Here is a 16325-nt window from a genome sequence, read left to right as displayed (position 1 = left end):
TATCATTAATGCAAATGATTCCCATTGTTTTCAAAAGAAAATGACCCCCGCCGCACGCCTCCCTGTCGCTTTTGGCCCACGCCCCGCTGCCTTCCCCCAACCCGCAACCCGCCGCCTGCGCCTGACCGTGGCCGCCGCCCTGCTGGCCCAGGCGTGCCTGCCCGCCCTGGCCCGCGCCGACGACGCCGTGCCGCAACTGAGCCCGGTGCGCGTCACCGGTTCGGCTGACAGGATGTCGGACCCCGGCCAGACCGAAGGCGTGCCGTCCTACACCGCCAACAAGGCCACCGTCAGCAAGACCGGCGCCGACGTGCGCAACATTCCCAATTCGGTGTCGATCGTGACGCGCCAGCGCATGGACGACCAGAACATGGTCACCGTGGAAGATGCCCTGCGCCAGACCACCGGCGTCAGCGCCATGACCTACGGCGACGGCACCGCCTATTTCACCGCGCGCGGCTACGAGGCCGACGTGCAGTTCGACGGCATCCCGGCCAACGGCGCCCTGCAATACCTGCCGCAGTTCGACCTGGCCCTGTACGACCGCGTGGAAGTGCTGCGCGGCCCGGCCGGCCTGCTGCAAGGCTTTGGCAGCCCCGCCGGCACCGTCAACCTGGTGCGCAAGCGCCCGCAGGACGCCTTCAGCCTGACCGGCGCGGTCATGGCGGGATCCTGGAACAACTATCGCACCGAGCTGGATGCCACCGGCCCGATCACCGAGGACGGCCGCGTGCGCGCCCGCGCCGGTTTCGCCGCACAGGACCGCGATTATTTCTTCGACAAGGCCAACACCCGCCAGGGCCTGGTCTACGGCGCGCTGGAATTCGACCTGACGGCCAACACCACGCTGACCCTGTCCGCCGCCTACCAGCGCCAGCGCATGGCGCCGTTCGACTACGGCCTGTCGATCTACTCGAACGGCAAGTTCGTCGATTCGCCGCGCAAGGGCTTCTACGGCACCGACTGGGCACGCGGCGACACCACCTTGTCCGAAATCTATACCGAACTGAGCCACCGCTTTGCCAATGGCTGGACCGGCCAGGTCTCCATGAACTACCGCTCGACCGACCTGGACAGCCGCTACGGCTACGTCAACGGCCCGGTCAACCCCGCCAACGACCGCGCCGGCTACCGCCTGCAAGTGCAGAAAGACCAGATCCGCTGGCTGGGCATGGACACCCATGCCACGGGTCCGTTCGAACTCTTCGGCCGCACCCATCAGGCCATGATCGGCGCCAACTATGCCGAGCGTAACCAGGACAGCCGCTCGGGCGGCGCCAACTACACCAACGTGTCGATCTACGACATCGACGTGCCCCACCCGGACCTGCCCTACACCTCGGGCAACAAGTCCACGTCCAGCCAGATGGGCATCTACGGCCAGTTGAGCCTGAACGTCGCCGACCCGCTGACGCTGATCGTGGGCGGGCGCCAGAGCTGGTATCGCAATGCCACGCAGGCGGTGCTGCCCACGCCGGGCGACACCCGGCGCGACCCCGAGGTGCGCAAGTTCGTGCCCTACTACGGCGCGGTGGCGCAGCTGAATTCGTGGCTGTCCGCCTATGCCAGCTATTCGGACGTCTACGCGTTCTCGGAAGCCTGGCAGATGACGGCCGACGGCAAGCCGCTCAAGCCGCGCACCGGCAAGCAGTACGAAGTCGGCCTGAAAGGCGAATTCCTGGACGGCGCCGCCAACGCCTCGCTGGCGCTGTTCCGCATCCGCGACAAGAACCGCGCCGTGGCGGACGATGCCAACCCCGGCCGCTACCTGGCCCAGGGCGAAGCCCAGAGCCAGGGGGTGGAAGCCGAAATCACCGGCCGCCTGCTGCCCAACTGGGACCTGTACGCCGGCTACACCTACCTGCAGACCCGCTACCTGTCGGACCCCACGCAGGAAGGCCAGATCGTCAACCCCGAAACGCCCAAGCACCTGTTCAAGGTCTGGACCACCTACCGCTTCACCCCCGACGTGCTGCCGGGCTGGCGCGTGGGCGGCGGGGTGCGCACGCAAAGCCGCACCAGCCGCAACAACGTCTCGTGGCAAGGCGGCTACGCCGTCGTCGACGCGCAGGTCGGCTACAAGATCAACCGCAACCTGGACGCCTCGCTGACGCTGAACAACGTCTTTGACCGCAGCTACTACGCCCGCGTGCCGTCCAGCTACTACGGCATCTATGGCGAACCTCGCAACGTGATGCTGACGCTGCGCGCCACCTACTGAGCGCCCAGGCCCGCCGCGGCGCGGGCCTGCCCGCCGTCAAACGGCTGCCGGGATCGATTTGTTAAGGTGTAGCTCCACACCCCTTGACCTCTCATTCCAGGAGTACCGGATGACCGGATTGTTTATCGTGGTGGCGGCGTTGGCATTCCTGATGCTGGCGGCGTATCGAGGCTACAGCGTGATTCTGTGCGCGCCCATCGGAGCCATGGGCGCGGTGCTGTTGACCGACCCGTCGGCGCTGGCGCCCGTGTTCTCGGGCATCTTCATGGAGCGCATGGCGGGCTTCGCCAAGCTCTACTTCCCCGTCTTCCTGCTGGGCGCCGTGTTCGGCAAGCTGATCGAACTGTCGGGCTTTTCGCGCGCCATCGTGCAGGCCGTGCTGCGCCTGATCGGCGCCGAGCGCGCCATCATGGCCATCGTGCTGGTCTGCGCCGTGCTGACCTACGGCGGCGTATCGCTGTTCGTCGTGGTGTTCGCCGTGTACCCCTTCGCGGCCGAGATGTTCCGCCAGGGCGGCATCCCCAAGCGGCTGATGCCCGGCGCCATCGCGCTGGGCGCGTTCACCTTCACCATGACGGCGCTGCCCGGCACGCCGCAGATCCAGAACATCATCCCCACCACGTTCTTCGAGACCACCACCTGGGCCGCGCCCTGGCTGGGGCTGATCGGCGCACTCTTCACGCTGACGGCCGGCATCAGCTACCTGGAATGGCGCCGCAAGCGCGCCGCGGCCGCCGGTGAAACCTACGGCACCGATCTGCGCAACGAGCCCGACACCCCGGCCGGCGGCCGCGAGCATCACCCGCTGATCGCCCTGCTGCCGCTGGTGGTCGTGGGCGTGGCCAACTACCTGCTGACGCGCTGGATTCCCGGCTGGTACCCCGCCGGTTCGCAGGTCGACCTGCCCGGCCTGCCCCAGCCCATGCCCGTCAACGCCGACGACCAGGTCGCGCTGTGGGCGGTGATGGGCGCGCTGATCGCCGGCATCGTCACCATCCTGCTTTTCTCGTTTGCCAGCATCAAGGCGCATTTCGCCGAAGGCAGCAAAAGCGCTGTGTCGGGCGCCCTGCTGGCGTCCATGAACACCGCCGCCGAATACGGCTTTGGCGGCGTCATCGCCGCGCTGCCCGGCTTTTTGATGGTGGCCAGTGCGCTCAAGGCCATTCCCGACCCGCTGGTGGGCGAAGCCGTGGCGGTCACGTCGCTGGCGGGCATCACCGGGTCGGCCTCGGGCGGCATGAGCATCGCCCTGGCGGCCATGGCGCAAACCTTCATCGACAGCGCCCACGCCGCCGGCATCCCCATGGAGGTGCTGCACCGCGTCGCCGCCATGGCCAGCGGCGGCATGGACACCCTGCCCCACAACGGCGCCGTCATCACCCTGCTGGCCGTCACCGGCCTGACCCACCGCCAGTCGTACGGCGACATCTTCGCCATCACCTTGATCTCGACGCTGTCCGTCTTCCTGGTGATTGCGGTGTACTACCTGACCGGCATCGTCTGACCAAACGCCTGGCCGAAAATCTCGGCCAGCCACTGGCTGAACACCCGCACCCGCGCCGACACCTGGCGGTTCTGCGGGGACAGCACCGACACCGGCATCGGCGCGGGCGGCAGCTCGGGCAGCACCACCTTCAGCCGCCCGCTGGCCAGTTCATCGGCCACGCGGTAGCGCGGCACCTGCGCCAGCCCCAGGCCGGCCAGCGCCGCGCTGGCATAAAGCTCGGCGCCCGTCACGCTGACCACCGACGCCGGGCGCACCAGTACATTGCGCCCATCCACCATGAAATCCAGCGGCAGGCTGCGCCCCGTGGCCGATGACAGGTAATCCACCGCCTGGTGGCCTTCCAGATCGTCCAGGCTGCGCGGTTCGCCATGGCGCGCCAGATAGGCGGGACTGGCCACCGTCACCTGCGGCATCAGGGCAATCTGCCGTCCCACCAGCGACGAATCCTGCAAGGTGCCCGCGCGCAGCACGCAATCCACCCCTTCGCGCACCAGGTCCACCAGGCGGTCATCTTCGCCCAGGTGCAGCACGATGTCCGGGTAGCGCGCCAGGAAAGCCGGCAGCGCCGGCACCACGAACACCCGCGCCAGCGTGCCCTGCACATTCACCCGCAACAGCCCCTTGGGCGCCGTGTTCAGAAAGGCCCCGTCCGCCTCTTCCAGGTCGGCCAGCAGGCGCACGCAGCGGCGGTAATAGGCCTCGCCGTCGTGCGTCAGCCGTACCTGGCGGGTGGTGCGTTCCAGCAGCCGCGCCCCCAGCCGCCTTTCCATGCGCTTGATCAGGTTGGTCACCGTGGCGCGGGGAATCTGCAGGTCTTCCGAGGCCTGGGAAAAACTGCGCCGCTCGGCAATGCGCACGAACACCTGCATTTCCTGAAAGCGATCCATACCCGGCCCCGATTATTAAAGTAAATGAAATTATGTTAGCAAAATCAGGGTAATTATCTTTCGTTTGGAATAGTCGATGATTCGTCTCACCCCCTCACCTGCGGAGCCTTACATGAACCCCCAAGCCCCCCAACGCGTTGCCCTGGTCACCGGCGGATCCCGCGGCATCGGCGCCGCCATCGTGCGCCGCCTGGCCGCCGACGGCTTTGCCGTCGCCATCAACTATGCGTCCAGCGCCACCGAAGCCGACGCCCTGGCCACCGAAATCCGCCAGGCCGGCGGCCGCGCCAGCACCGTGCGGGCCGACGTATCCAAGAGCGCCGACGTGCGCGCCATGTTCGATCACGTCCAAGCCGAACTGGGCCGCATCGACGTCCTGGTCAACAATGCCGGCGTGCTCAAGCTGCAGACGCTGGCCGACACCACCGACGAGCAGTACGACCAGACCTTCGACATCAACACCCGCGGCACCTTCAACACCCTGCGCGAAGCCGGCGCCCGCCTGGCCGACGGCGGTGCCGTCATCAACGTGTCCAGCACCACCGTGGCGCTGAACATGCCCACCTATGGCATCTACATCGCCAGCAAGGCCGCCGTCGAAGGCTTCACCCGCGTGTTCGCCAAGGAACTGCGCGGCCGCCGCATCACCGTCAACGCCGTCGCTCCCGGGCCCGTCGCCACCGACCTCTTCAAGAAAGGCAAGAGTCCCGAGCTGATCGAGCACTTCGCCAAGATGCCGCCCCTGGAACGCCTGGGCGAACCCGAAGACATCTCCGGCGTCGTCGCCTTCCTGGCCAGCCAGGACGGCGGCTGGATCAACGGCCAGGTGCTGCGCGCCAACGGCGGGATTGCCTGATTCAACGGCCCCTTCCCGGAACCTCCCTCATGCCATCCGTCATCCTCATCACCGGCGCCGGCACGCCCGGCGACACGGCACGCGGGACGGCGTATGTGCGCTGCGACGGCCTGCCCGCCGGCAGCCGGGGCCGGCGCGGCCGGCGGTGAATCACGCCGCAAACCGCATAACAGCTTTGCGCCCCCAGGCCCATCCCCAGGCGCGCACCAACTCCTAGACTGGCTGCAAATCATCGCAGTCAAGGAGAGGTCCGTTGCAACCGCTGTTATCCAACCTGAAAGTGCTCGACCTGAGCCGCGTGCTGGCCGGCCCCTGGGCCAGCCAGATCCTGGCGGACCTGGGCGCTGACGTCATCAAGGTCGAGCGGCCCGGCCTGGGCGACGACACTCGGTCCTGGGGGCCGCCCTTCCTGAAGGACGAGCAGGGCCGCGACACGGCGGACGGCGCCTACTTCGTGGCCACCAACCGGGGCAAGCGTTCCATCACGCTGGACCTGCAGACCGCCGAAGGCCAGGCGCTGGTCAAGCAGCTGTGTCGCGACGCCGACGTGGTGCTGGAGAACTACAAGGTCGGTACGCTGGCGCGGCTGGGGCTGGACTACGCATCGCTGTCGGCGATCAACCCGCGCCTGGTGTACTGCTCGGTGACGGGGTTCGGCCAGACCGGGCCGCGCGCGGCCGAGCCGGCCTACGATTTCCTGATCCAGGCCATGGGCGGGCTGATGAGCGTGACCGGCGAACGCGATGACAAGCCGGGCGGCGGGCCGCAGAAGGTGGGGGTGCCGATCGTGGACCTGACCACCGGCGTGTATGCCGCGCTGGGCATCGTGGCCGCCTTGCTGCGGCGCTCGCAGACCGGCCAGGGCGAGTACATCGACGTGGCCATGCTGGACGTGCAGGTGGGCCTGTTGGCCAACCAGGCCATGAACTTCCTGCTGGGCGGGCGCGTGCCGCGCCGCACCGGCACGGCGCACCCGAACATCCAGCCGCAGCGCACCTTTGCCTGCGCCGATGGCGACATCGTCATCGTGGTGGGCAACGACGGGCAGTTCGCCACCCTGTGCGAGGCGCTGGGCCAACCCGCCCTGGCGCACGATCCGCGCTACGTCAGCAACAGCCAGCGCGTGAAGAACCTGGACACGCTCGACCCGCTGCTGGACGCCATTTTCATCCGTGAGCCACGCGCCCATTGGCTGGACCTGCTCAAGCGAGCCGGGGTGCCCGCCGGCTCGATCAACACGGTGCCCGAGGTGTTCGACGACCCGCAGGTGCAGCACCGCGGCATGCTGCGGCGCCTGCCCCACCCCGTCGCCGGCGAGGTGCCGCAGGTGATGAACCCGCTGCGCTTCGGGCAGTCGCAGCTGCGGGTGGACCGCGCGCCGGCGCTGCTGGGCCAGCACACCGACGAGGTGCTGGCCGAACTGGGGCTGAGCGCGGCGCAGATCCAGGACTACCGCGACCGCAAGATCATCTGACCGGCCTCGACCGACCCGACAACAAGGAGACACACCATGACCATGCCGGAAAACCTGGCCGGGCCCTACACCGCGCTGGACGTCAGCCTGGACGGCGGCGTCGCCACCATCCTGCTGGCCAATCCCCCCGTCAACGCGCTCAGCACTGAAATGATGAACGAGCTTGCGTGGGTGCTGGACCGCATTTCCGAGACGCCCGAGGTGCGCGCGGTGGTGCTGTCGGGCCAAGGCAAGACCTTCTGCGCCGGCGCCGACCTGAAGAACCGCGCCGCCACCATCAAGGGGCCGGGCGACCTGCCGCAGCATTCGCGCCGAACGCGCGAGTGTTTCCATGCCATCCGCGAATGCGCCAAGCCGGTGGTGGGCGCCATCAACGGCGCGGCGCTGGGCGCGGGCTTGGCCATCGTGGCCTCGTGCGACATCCTGCTGGCGGCGTCCGACGCGGTGGTGGGCCTGCCGGAGATCAACGTCGGGCTGCTGGGCGGCGGGCGCCATGGCATGCGGCTGTTCGGCCATTCGCGGCTGCGGCGCATGATGCTGACCGGGCTGCGGGTGGACGGCAACGAGCTGTACCGGCTGGGCGTGGTCGAGGAAGCGCTGCCGGCCGAGGCCCTGATGCCACGCGCGCTGGAACTGGCGCGCGAGCTGGCGTCCAAGAGCCCGCTGGCGACCATGCTGGCCAAGCAGACGCTCAACGCCATCGAGGACATGAGCCTGCGCGACGGCTACCGCTACGAGCAGGACATGACGGCGGCCATCGCCAAGACCGAAGACGCGATGGAGGCGCGCCGCGCCTTCCTGGAAAAACGCGCGCCGGTATTCCAGGGCCGCTAGCGGCGCGCCCCCGGAACGGGGCGCATAACAGCCATTGCGGTGGCGCCGTACGAGCGAGGCCGGGCGCTGCCCGCACTTCGCAAGAAAAAAAAGACACTAGGAGACGACATGACGAGCGCATTGGACGGCGTGAAGGTGCTGGACCTGAGCCGGGTGTTCTCGGGGCCGTGGGCGGCGCAGATGCTGGCCGACTTCGGCGCCGAGGTGATCAAGGTCGAGCGCCCCGGGCGCGGCGACGACGTGCGCCACCAGGGCTACCCGCTGCCCGGCCGCGACGGCGCGCCCAGCCCGCAGACCTCGTCGTTCGTGGCCATGAACCGCGGCAAGAAGTCGCTGACCCTCGACATCTCCCGACCCGAGGGGCAGGCGCTGGTGCGGCGGCTGGCACAACAGGCGGACATCGTCATCGAGAACTTCAAGGCCGGAGACCTGCGCCGCTACGGACTGGACTACGCGGCGCTGGCGGCCGTCAATCCGCGACTGGTGTATTGCTCGATCACCGGCTTCGGCCAGAGCGGGCCGTACAGCCACCTGCCGGGCTATGACCCGATCTTCCAGTCCATGAGCGGACTGATGAGCGTGACCGGCGTGCCCGACGGCGAGCCGGGCGCGGGGCCGGTCAAGGCGGGCTATTCGGTGTCGGACCTGACGGCGGGGTTCTATGCGGTGTGCGCCATCCTGGCGGCGCTGCGGCACCGCGACCAGGTGTCGGGCGCCGGCCAGCACATCGACCTGGCGCTGCTGGATGCGCAGATCGCGGCGTTGTCGCACATCGGCATGAACTACCTGGCCAGCGGCCAGTTGCCGGCGCGCATGGGCTCGGCCTCGCAGATCACCGCGCCGTTCCGGGCGTTCGAATGCCAGGACGGGCACCTGATGGTGGCGGTGGGCAACGACTCGCAGTTCCGCGGCTTCTGCCAGGCGATCGGGCTGCCTGACCTGGCATGCGATGCGCGCTTCGACACCAACCCCAAACGGGCCGCCGCGCAGCCGGAACTGTCGCGACTGATCGAGCCGGCCATGCGCGCCCGCACCGTGCAGGACTGGAACCAGGCGCTGGCGGCGGCCAACGTGCCCTGCGGGCCGATCTACACCATGGACCAGGTGTTCGAAGACCCGCAGGTGCGCCACCGCGAAGTGCTGGGCAGCGTCGAGCATCCGCAACTGGGCACCCTGCCGGTCATCCGCAATCCGATCCATTTTTCCGGCACGCCGATCACGGGCGGCTTGCCGCCGCCCCTGCTGGGCGAGCACACGGCCGAGATCCTGCGCGCCGAACTGGGGCTGGCCGATGACGAGATAGCCCGCCTGCGGGCGGAGGGCATCGTATGAACGGCATCGACCCTGACCTGATCGAAGAGATCCGCGACAGCGCGCGCGACTTCCTGCAGCGGCGCGACCAGCGCCAGCGCAAGCGCAGCGCGACCGCGCCAGACCGCGACTATTGGCGCGAGATCGCCGAGGTCGGCTGGATCGGCATGAGCGTGCCCGAAGCGCAAGGCGGCCTTGGGCTGCCCTGGCGGGCCATGGCGGCGGTACTGGAGGAAGCGGGCCGCGCACAACTGCCCGAACCGCTGGTGGCCGCGGGCGTGCTGCCGGCGGCGCTGCTGGCGCGGCTCGCGCCGGTCGACGCGGCGCGACGCGACGCGCTGCTGCAAGCGGTGTGCGGCGGCGCAATGCTGATCGGGCTGGCCTGGCAAGAGACCGAGGGCCAGCTGGAGGCCGGCGAGGCCGCCACGGCCTTCGGCGTCAGCGTCATCGAACGCGAGGGCGCCTATGTGCTCAATGGCGAGAAGCGCCACGTGGTCCCCGGGGCCGGCGTCGACGGCTGGCTGGTCACGGCCGATGGCGAGCGCGGCAGCGCCCTCTTCTACGTCGCGGCCGGCACGCCGGGCGTGTCCGCGCAGGTCCACGAGCGCGCCGACGGCACCGTCGCCTGCCACCTGGCGATCGAGTCGGCCGTGGTGCCGGCGGACGCGCTGCTGGCGATCGACGCCGTGCTGGACGCGGTGGACGAAGCGCTGGACCTGGGCCGCCTGATGCAGTCGGCGGAACTGGTGGGCGTGGCGCGGCAGGTGCTGGCCGACTCGGTGGCCTACCTGAACACGCGCCAGCAGTTCGGCAGGCCGCTGGCGTCGTTCCAGGCCTTGCAGCACCGGCTGGTGGACGCCGCCATGCAGGTCGAGCTGGCGGCCAACAGCCTGCTGGACGCGCTCGATACCCTGGCCGCGCAGCCGGACGACGCCACCCTGCGCAAGAGCGTGGCCAGCCGCGCCAAGGCCCGAGCGGCGCGCGCCGGCCTGGAGGCCGCGCGGCTGGCGATCCAGCTGCATGGCGCCATCGGCTACACCGACGAATGCGACGTCAGCCTGTACTTGCGCAGCGCGCTGCACCTGGCGGCGTGGCTGGGCAATGCGACCGCCCATCGCCAGCGCTACGGCGCGCTGGCGGCGTTGCCTGCGCAAGACGCCGCGGACGACGCCGCCGAGCCCCCCATCGACTTCCCGCGCGAGGCCGACTGGAACGGCATGCCGGAAGCCGATTTCCGCCGGCTGGTGCGCGGCTTTTTCCGCGCCCATTATCCCGAGCACCTGCGCCACGTGCCGTGGCGGCTGCACTGGGACGAGATCAGGGACTGGTATTTCACGCTGTCGCGCCAGGGCTGGATCGCGCCGTCATGGCCGCGCGAGCATGGCGGCATGGCGCTGTCGCCCGCGCGCCAGATCGCCTTCATCGAAGAGGCCGAACGCCACGGCGTGGCGCGCGCGCCGGACCAGGGGCTGGTGATGCTGGGACCGATCCTGATCCGCCACGGCACCGAGGAACAACGCGCCCGCTTCCTGCCGGGCATCCTGTCGGGCGTAGCGGTATGGGCGCAGGGCTATTCGGAGCCGAACGCCGGTTCGGACCTGGCCTCGCTGCGCTGCGAGGCGCTGGTGGACGGCGACGAGCTGGTGGTGAGCGGCCAGAAGACCTGGTCGACGCTGGCCCAGGACGCGACCCACATGTTCATGCTGGTGCGCACCGACAAGACGGTCAAGAAGCAGGCCGGCATCAGCTTCCTGCTGGTCGACCTGGCCAGCCCGGGCGTGAGCCGCCGCCCCATCCGCACGCTGTCGGGGCACGAGGAATTCTGCGAGGTGTTCTTCGACCAGGTGCGCGTACCGCGCGCCAACGTCGTCGGCGAGCTGAATGCCGGCTGGGGCATCGCCAAGGCGCTGCTGGGCTTCGAGCGCCTGTTCAGCGGCAGCCCCAAGCACGCCAACCATGCCTTGCAGCAGATCTACGGCATCGCGCGCCAGCGCGGGCTGCTGGCCGACCCGGCGTTCGCCGACCGGCTGGCCGAGTTGCGGCTGGACGCGGCCGACCTGACCGCCATGTACAGCGTCTTCGCCGAGCTGGCCAAGGCCGGCCGACCGCTGCCGCCCGAACTGTCGCTGCTGAAGGTCTGGGCCACCGAGACGCACGAACGACTGGGTGCCCTGCTGATCCAGATCGCCGAGGAATACGGCGGCGCGGCGATGCGGCTGGGCTATGGCAACGGCCAGGTGCACGCGCTGGCGCCGTACGTCAACGCGCTGGCGGCGACCATTTTCAGCGGCACCAACGAGATCCAGCGCAATATCTACGCCAGACAGCTCGGCCTGGAAGGCGCATGACAACGACGCGCCGGCCTTGAGCCGGCGCCACAGGAGAGAGACAGATGAAGCAAGCAACCGCACTGACGGTGGCCACCCTGCTGCTGGGCGCCACCTTTGCCGCCCCGGGCCACGCCGCCGCGCCCTGGCCGAGCCAGCCGATCCGGCTGATCGTGCCCTACCCGCCCGGCGGTTCGGTCGACAACCTGGCGCGGCTGCTGGCGCCGGCGCTGGGCCAGCGGCTGGGCCAGACCATCGTGATCGAGAACAAGGCCGGCGCCAGCGGCACCATTGGCGTGGACGCCACGGTGCGCGCCACGCCCGACGGCAATACCTTCGGCTTCGGCGTGCCGGGCGCCATCACCGGCCTGCCGCACGTGATGAAGGTGCCCTACGACGTGTCCAGGATCCAGTACGTGTCGCTGGTGGCGCGCATTCCCCTGGTGATCGTGGTCAACCCGTCCCTGCCCGACGCCACGCTGGCCGACTTCGTCGCCAGCGCCCGGCGCCAGCCCGGCAAGTACAACTATGGCTCGGCCGGCAACGTCACCACCCCGCACCTGGGCGGCGAACTGCTCAAGCAGCAGACCGGCATCGACATCATGCACGTGCCGTACAAGGGCGCCTCGCCCGCGGTCACGGCGCTGCTGTCCAACGAGGTGCAGATGTTCCCGGGCGACGCCTCGGCGGTGCTGGGCTTCATCAAGGCCGGCAAGCTGCGCACGCTGGCGGTGGCCAGCCCGACGCGCTTCGAGGGCCTGCCCGATGTGCCGACCACCAAGGAGGCGGGTTTTCCCGATGTGATCGTGGAATCGAACTACGGCATCATCGCCCCGACCGGCACGCCGCCCGAGATCGTGCAGAAGATGTCGCAAGCCATCGCCCAGACGCTGGCCGAGCCGGCCCTGCGGCAGAAAATGATCGACCAAGGGGCCATTCCCACGGCCACCACGCCCGAGGCCTACCAGGCGCTGATGCAGGCCGAATCGAAGAAATGGGGCGAGGTGATCCGGCGCGGCAAGCTGGGGCTGGAATAGTCCCATGCCGGCCCGCTTTTGCCGTACCCTTATGCCGTCTCTTTCGTTGCCGCCTTATCCATCATGCCGCCTGCCAAAGCCACGGGCCTGAGCCTGGACGTCACCGCCGACCTGCACAAGTGGCGGGCCTTCCTGGCCATCGCGGAACTGGGCAGCATCTCGCGCGCCGCCCTGTACCTGGACCAGGACCAGTCGGTACTGAGCCGCCGCATCAACGCGCTGGAACGCGAGTGCAATGCGCGGCTGTTCAATCGCACCGGCCGCGGCGTGCATCTGTCAGAGGTGGGCGAACGCCTGTTTCCGCTGGTACGCACGCTGCTTGGCGACGCCGAGCGGCTGGAACTGGAACTGAACGGCGAGGCGCGCGAACCGGCCGGCGAAGTCACGTTGGGGCTGCTGCCGTCCACCGCGCATCCGCTGATCCGGCGGCTGTTCTCGCGGCTGCGCAAGCAGTTTCCCAAGGTACACCTGAAGATCCTGGAAGGCTCCAGCGGCCAGATCGAAGAATGGCTGACCGACAGCCGCGTCGACATCGCCATCCTGTACCGCTATGGCGACAAATGCCCGCCGGGCGAGCAAGCGCTGGCCTCGGTCGATTCGTATCTGGTGGGCGCGGCGGGCGATCCCCTGACGCGCGGCGGCGAAGTCGCGTTCGAACAGCTGGACGGCCTGCCCTTCATCCTGCCCGGCGCGCCCAACGGCCTGCGCAATGCGCTGGATGGACTGGCGCGGGCGCGCAAGATCACCATCGCACCGCTCATCGAGGCCGATTCGCTGCCGCTGATGAAGTCCATCGTCGAGCACGAGCATATGTACACGGTGCTACCGCTGCACGCGGTCTGGCAGGAGGTGCAGGAAGGCCGCCTGGGCATTGCCGCGCTGCGCGATCCGGCCATGGGCCGCATCATCTCGATGGCGTTCGCCCGCGCCAAGGGGCCGGGCCGCACCGTCACCGAGGTGGCGGCGCAGATCCAGAGCCTGGTGCGCGAGATCGGCGGCGAAGGCGTGTGGCACGCCAGCCCCTGACCGGGCCGGCGCTTCAGGCAAAGCCGTACAGCCGCGCCGGGTTGTCGACCCACACCTTGCGGCGCAAGGCGTCATCGCCCAGCCAGCGCTGCGCCACGGCCACCAGGGCGTCGGCCGAGGGCGCCGACTCACCCATGCGCACGAACGGCCAGTCCGAGCCCCACAGCACCTGGTCGGGGTTGGCGGCGACGAAGGCGTCGTGGATGAAACGCGCGTTCTCGTAGTCCGGCGCGCTGCCCACGCGGCACAGCGTCAGCTTCATCCACAGGCGGCCATCGGCCAACAGGCTGCGCAGCAGCTGGAACGCAGGATCCTGCTCGCCACGCGCGGGCACCAGGCTGCCCAGGTGGTCGATCACCAGCGGCAGGTTCAGCCTCGCCAGCGCCGGCAGGTGCCGCAGATAGGTGTCGCACGGGGCCCACAGCTGCGCGTGCAGGCCGAATTGCTTCATGCGCGGGGCCAGCGCAGCGACCTGGTCGAAGCCGACGCTGCCCGGAAACAGGTTCCCGGCCGGGTCGCGCGCCTCGACAAAGCGCAGTCCACGCACGCCGCCGTCATACAGGGCCTGCAGTTGCGCGTCGCTGACCGACGGGTCGGCCACCGCGATGCCGCGCAGGCGGTCACCGCCCTGCGCCAGGGCGTCCAGCAAGGCGTCGGGATGCGTGCCGTAGGGCGCGGGCTGCACCAGCACGCCGCGTGCGGCGCCCAGGATGTCCAACATGCGCAGGTAGCGCTGCGCCGGCGCGTCGGGCGCGGCATAGGACGACGGATGCCAGAGCGGAAAGCGGTCGTAGGGGCCGAACACGTGGCAGTGCGTGTCGCAGGCCTGCGGCGGCAGCGGCTGGGCGGGGGCCGCCGGCATGCGCGGCGTCTCGACGCTGTCGGGCACGTAGGCGCTGGCGGCGGTCATGCCTTGCCCTGCCAGGCCAGCGGCGCCAGCCGACTCAGCGCCGGCCGGCCATCCTGCTCGGGCACGTCCAGCGGCGCGGGCGCGTCGTCCGGCATCGGGATCTCATGCGCGTTCAGCGTCATCGATACCATGGTGTAGTAGCCGATGACGGCGGTGAGCTCGACCACGCCCACGGCGGCCCAGCGCCGCACCGCCTCGGCATAGAGCGTCGGCTCGACCTGGCCGGTCTCCTGCAACTGGCAGGCGTAGGCGTAGACGATCTCGTCTTCGTGGTTGTCGAAGGCAGGTTCGCGGCGGGCCTGGATGGCGTCCAGCACCGCCTCCGAAATGCCGGCGGCGCGGGCGGCCTGGGCGTGGATGTGCCATTCGATCTGGCTGTTCCAGCGCCGCGCGGTGACCACGATGGCCAGTTCGCTGACGCGCGGCGGCAGGCTGGTGCCAAAGCGCAGCAAGGCGCCCAGCGCCTGCCAGCGCTCGGCCAGCTCGGGATTGTGCAGCGCCGCGCGCAAGGGGCCGACCAGCCGGCCGCGCGGGCCGGAGACGATGCGTTCGTACACGCGCTTCTGGTCGTCGCTCATGCTGTCGGGCGTGGGCAGGGGAATGCGGCTCATCATCGTCCTTCGATCAAGGGGTGTCGTCGGGCTGGCTGCGCTGCACCGAGGGCCGCGCACTGAAGTCCTGGTGCCAGGCGGCCAGCGCCGGATGGCCGTCGCGCCAGGCCAGGTCCGGGAAACGATAGTCCAGATACGACAGCGCGCAACCGATGGCGATCAAACCCAGGTCGAAGCGGCTGGCCCGCAGCGCCGGTGCCTCGGCTTCCAGCACGGCCAGCACGGCGCGGGTCTTCAGCGCGAAGGCATCGAGCCAGGCTTGGGTCTGCTTGTCGACCGGTTTGTTGCGCTCCTGCCGATATAGCAGCAGCGCGTCCAGGAAACCGTCGCCCAGCGCCTGGCGGCGTTCGGCCAGCAGGCGCGCGGCCGGGTCCGCCGGCAGCAGGCCGGCGCCGGCCAGGCCGTCCAGATAGGCGCAGATGACGCGCGAGTCGTACACCGGCGTGCCATCGTCCAGCACCAGCGTGGGCAGCTTGATCAACGGGTTGTCCGCCACCAGGTCCAGGTTGGGCTTGTCCATCGCCACCGGCGTGCGCACCCGCGTCACGCGGTCGGCGATGCCGGCTTCGTACAGGACGATCATCACCTTGCGCACGAAGGGCGAGCGCGGCGACCAATGCAGTTTCATCAAAAGGCTCCCTGTGGATTCGAAATCGTCACGCGCTTCAATGGCCCTGGGCCGGCCGCAGCGCCGGATCGTTGGCGGCGTCCGGCGCGCGCATCTGGAACAGGTCGCTGGTGTGCGCATACCAGCCGGCGCCGTGCATGCGGCCCAGCAGGCGCAGCGCGGGCGTGTCCACATGGAAGCGCTGCGCATCCAGCAACGCGTCGTCGCGCAGGTACAGCGCCACCACCCGCGCCAGCACGATGACCCGTTGCGGCGCGGCATCGAGCACCTGCCACACCCGGCATTCCAGCGCTGCCGGGCTGAGCGCGATGCGCGGCGGCGCGACCACCAGCGACGGTTCGGTCGCCAGCCCGGCGCGCGTCAGCTCATCCACCCCGGCCACGTAGTCCAGGCTGGTGTGGTTCATCTGCGCGGCCAGCTCGGCCGACACCAGGTTGATGACGAACTCGCCGGTCTCAAGAATATTGCGCGACGTGTCTTTGAGCTGCCCGCCGCGCGGGCCGATGCCCAGCGCCACGATCGGCGGATCGCTGCTGACCACGTTGAAGAACGAGAACGGCGCGGCGTTGCGTTGCCCCTGCGCCGACTGGCTCACCACCCAGGCGATGGGCCGCGGCACCACCACGCTGGACAGCAGCTTGAAGGCATTGGCAGCGCTCAGTTGGCTGAAATCGAAATTCATGGATGTGGCGTCCC

14 protein-coding genes are annotated in these 16325 nt (G+C 69.3%); 9 read left to right on the top strand and 5 right to left on the bottom strand.

The features are described 5' to 3' along the window. The first annotated feature begins 127 nt into the window (after positions 1-127). Together ACUDP5_RS10795 and ACUDP5_RS10790 are read left to right on the top strand one after the other, a co-directional pair. Entirely contained in the window at positions 128-2221 is a 2094-nt protein-coding gene (locus ACUDP5_RS10795) for a TonB-dependent siderophore receptor (RefSeq protein ID WP_445658739.1), read from the top strand. 109 nt (positions 2222-2330) lie between these two features. Beyond that, the gene (locus ACUDP5_RS10790) at positions 2331-3725 is read left to right on the top strand and encodes a GntP family permease (protein WP_445658738.1); all 1395 of its coding nucleotides are present in this window, start codon (positions 2331-2333) and stop codon (positions 3723-3725) included. Here the strand turns inward: ACUDP5_RS10790 and ACUDP5_RS10785 are convergent. Beyond that, on the bottom strand, positions 3704-4615 hold the full coding sequence (locus tag ACUDP5_RS10785) for a LysR family transcriptional regulator (protein ID WP_445658737.1): 912 nt from the start codon (positions 4613-4615) through the stop codon (positions 3704-3706). The two genes, ACUDP5_RS10790 and ACUDP5_RS10785, sit on opposite strands and share 22 nt — an antisense overlap. A 112-nt stretch (positions 4616-4727) precedes the next feature. On the opposite strand from ACUDP5_RS10785, the gene ACUDP5_RS10780 reads away from it, so the two are divergent. From ACUDP5_RS10780 to ACUDP5_RS10750, 7 genes are all read left to right on the top strand, one after another. Continuing rightward, positions 4728-5471, top strand: coding sequence for an SDR family oxidoreductase (locus tag ACUDP5_RS10780; protein ID WP_445658736.1), 744 nt, complete (start codon positions 4728-4730; stop codon positions 5469-5471). Positions 5472-5724: 253 nt separating this feature from the next. Then, complete coding sequence (locus ACUDP5_RS10775; protein WP_263911808.1) at positions 5725-6945, top strand: CoA transferase; 1221 nt, start codon at positions 5725-5727, stop codon at positions 6943-6945. Positions 6946-6981: 36 nt separating this feature from the next. After that, positions 6982-7779 carry an enoyl-CoA hydratase/isomerase family protein gene (locus ACUDP5_RS10770; protein ID WP_175217900.1) on the top strand — a complete coding sequence of 266 codons (798 nt, stop codon included), beginning with the start codon at positions 6982-6984 and terminating at the stop codon, positions 7777-7779. Between the two features lie 108 nt (positions 7780-7887). Further along, positions 7888-9111: a CaiB/BaiF CoA transferase family protein gene (locus ACUDP5_RS10765; protein ID WP_445658735.1), complete on the top strand. Its 1224-nt coding sequence runs from the start codon at positions 7888-7890 to the stop codon at positions 9109-9111. Next, a complete protein-coding gene (locus ACUDP5_RS10760; RefSeq protein ID WP_445658734.1) occupies positions 9108-11438 on the top strand; it encodes an acyl-CoA dehydrogenase in 2331 nt (776 codons plus the stop codon). Before ACUDP5_RS10765 ends, ACUDP5_RS10760 begins: the two co-directional genes overlap by 4 nt. A 44-nt stretch (positions 11439-11482) precedes the next feature. Then, positions 11483-12454: a tripartite tricarboxylate transporter substrate binding protein gene (locus ACUDP5_RS10755; protein ID WP_263911800.1), complete on the top strand. Its 972-nt coding sequence runs from the start codon at positions 11483-11485 to the stop codon at positions 12452-12454. A gap of 63 nt (positions 12455-12517) precedes the next feature. Continuing rightward, positions 12518-13480, top strand: a complete 963-nt coding sequence (locus ACUDP5_RS10750; RefSeq protein ID WP_263911799.1) for a LysR family transcriptional regulator — start codon at positions 12518-12520, stop codon at positions 13478-13480. A 13-nt stretch (positions 13481-13493) separates the two neighbouring features. On the opposite strand, the gene ACUDP5_RS10745 is transcribed toward ACUDP5_RS10750, so the two are convergent. Genes ACUDP5_RS10745 through ACUDP5_RS10730 form a run of 4 tightly spaced genes read right to left on the bottom strand, consistent with a single transcriptional unit; the run spans position 13494 to position 16311 of the window. Next, complete coding sequence (locus ACUDP5_RS10745; protein WP_445658733.1) at positions 13494-14390, bottom strand: amidohydrolase family protein; 897 nt, start codon at positions 14388-14390, stop codon at positions 13494-13496. Then, entirely contained in the window at positions 14387-15001 is a 615-nt protein-coding gene (locus ACUDP5_RS10740) for a carboxymuconolactone decarboxylase family protein (protein ID WP_445658732.1), read from the bottom strand. The genes ACUDP5_RS10745 and ACUDP5_RS10740 overlap by 4 nt, the downstream gene beginning before the upstream one ends. A gap of 13 nt (positions 15002-15014) precedes the next feature. After that, positions 15015-15629, bottom strand: a complete 615-nt coding sequence (locus ACUDP5_RS10735) for a glutathione S-transferase family protein (RefSeq protein WP_445658731.1) — start codon at positions 15627-15629, stop codon at positions 15015-15017. Between the two features lie 37 nt (positions 15630-15666). Then, on the bottom strand, positions 15667-16311 hold the full coding sequence (locus ACUDP5_RS10730; RefSeq protein WP_445658730.1) for a flavin reductase family protein: 645 nt from the start codon (positions 16309-16311) through the stop codon (positions 15667-15669). Positions 16312-16325 lie beyond the last annotated feature (14 nt).

Source organism: Achromobacter sp. NCFB-sbj8-Ac1-l, assembly GCF_052695805.1.
Note: the sequence above shows the minus strand (reverse complement) of the source record. Positions and strands in the feature narration are given on the sequence as shown.

Coding starts and splice junctions, on each gene's coding strand:
- ACUDP5_RS10785 (WP_445658737.1), bottom strand. CDS start 4,615: ATGGATCGCTTTCAGGAAATGCAGGTGTTCGTGCGCATTGCCGAGCGG.
- ACUDP5_RS10735 (WP_445658731.1), bottom strand. CDS start 15,629: ATGAAACTGCATTGGTCGCCGCGCTCGCCCTTCGTGCGCAAGGTGATG.
- ACUDP5_RS10750 (WP_263911799.1), top strand. CDS start 12,518: ATGCCGCCTGCCAAAGCCACGGGCCTGAGCCTGGACGTCACCGCCGAC.
- ACUDP5_RS10740 (WP_445658732.1), bottom strand. CDS start 15,001: ATGAGCCGCATTCCCCTGCCCACGCCCGACAGCATGAGCGACGACCAG.
- ACUDP5_RS10755 (WP_263911800.1), top strand. CDS start 11,483: ATGAAGCAAGCAACCGCACTGACGGTGGCCACCCTGCTGCTGGGCGCC.
- ACUDP5_RS10745 (WP_445658733.1), bottom strand. CDS start 14,390: ATGACCGCCGCCAGCGCCTACGTGCCCGACAGCGTCGAGACGCCGCGC.
- ACUDP5_RS10730 (WP_445658730.1), bottom strand. CDS start 16,311: ATGAATTTCGATTTCAGCCAACTGAGCGCTGCCAATGCCTTCAAGCTG.
- ACUDP5_RS10765 (WP_445658735.1), top strand. CDS start 7,888: ATGACGAGCGCATTGGACGGCGTGAAGGTGCTGGACCTGAGCCGGGTG.
- ACUDP5_RS10770 (WP_175217900.1), top strand. CDS start 6,982: ATGACCATGCCGGAAAACCTGGCCGGGCCCTACACCGCGCTGGACGTC.
- ACUDP5_RS10790 (WP_445658738.1), top strand. CDS start 2,331: ATGACCGGATTGTTTATCGTGGTGGCGGCGTTGGCATTCCTGATGCTG.
- ACUDP5_RS10780 (WP_445658736.1), top strand. CDS start 4,728: ATGAACCCCCAAGCCCCCCAACGCGTTGCCCTGGTCACCGGCGGATCC.
- ACUDP5_RS10760 (WP_445658734.1), top strand. CDS start 9,108: ATGAACGGCATCGACCCTGACCTGATCGAAGAGATCCGCGACAGCGCG.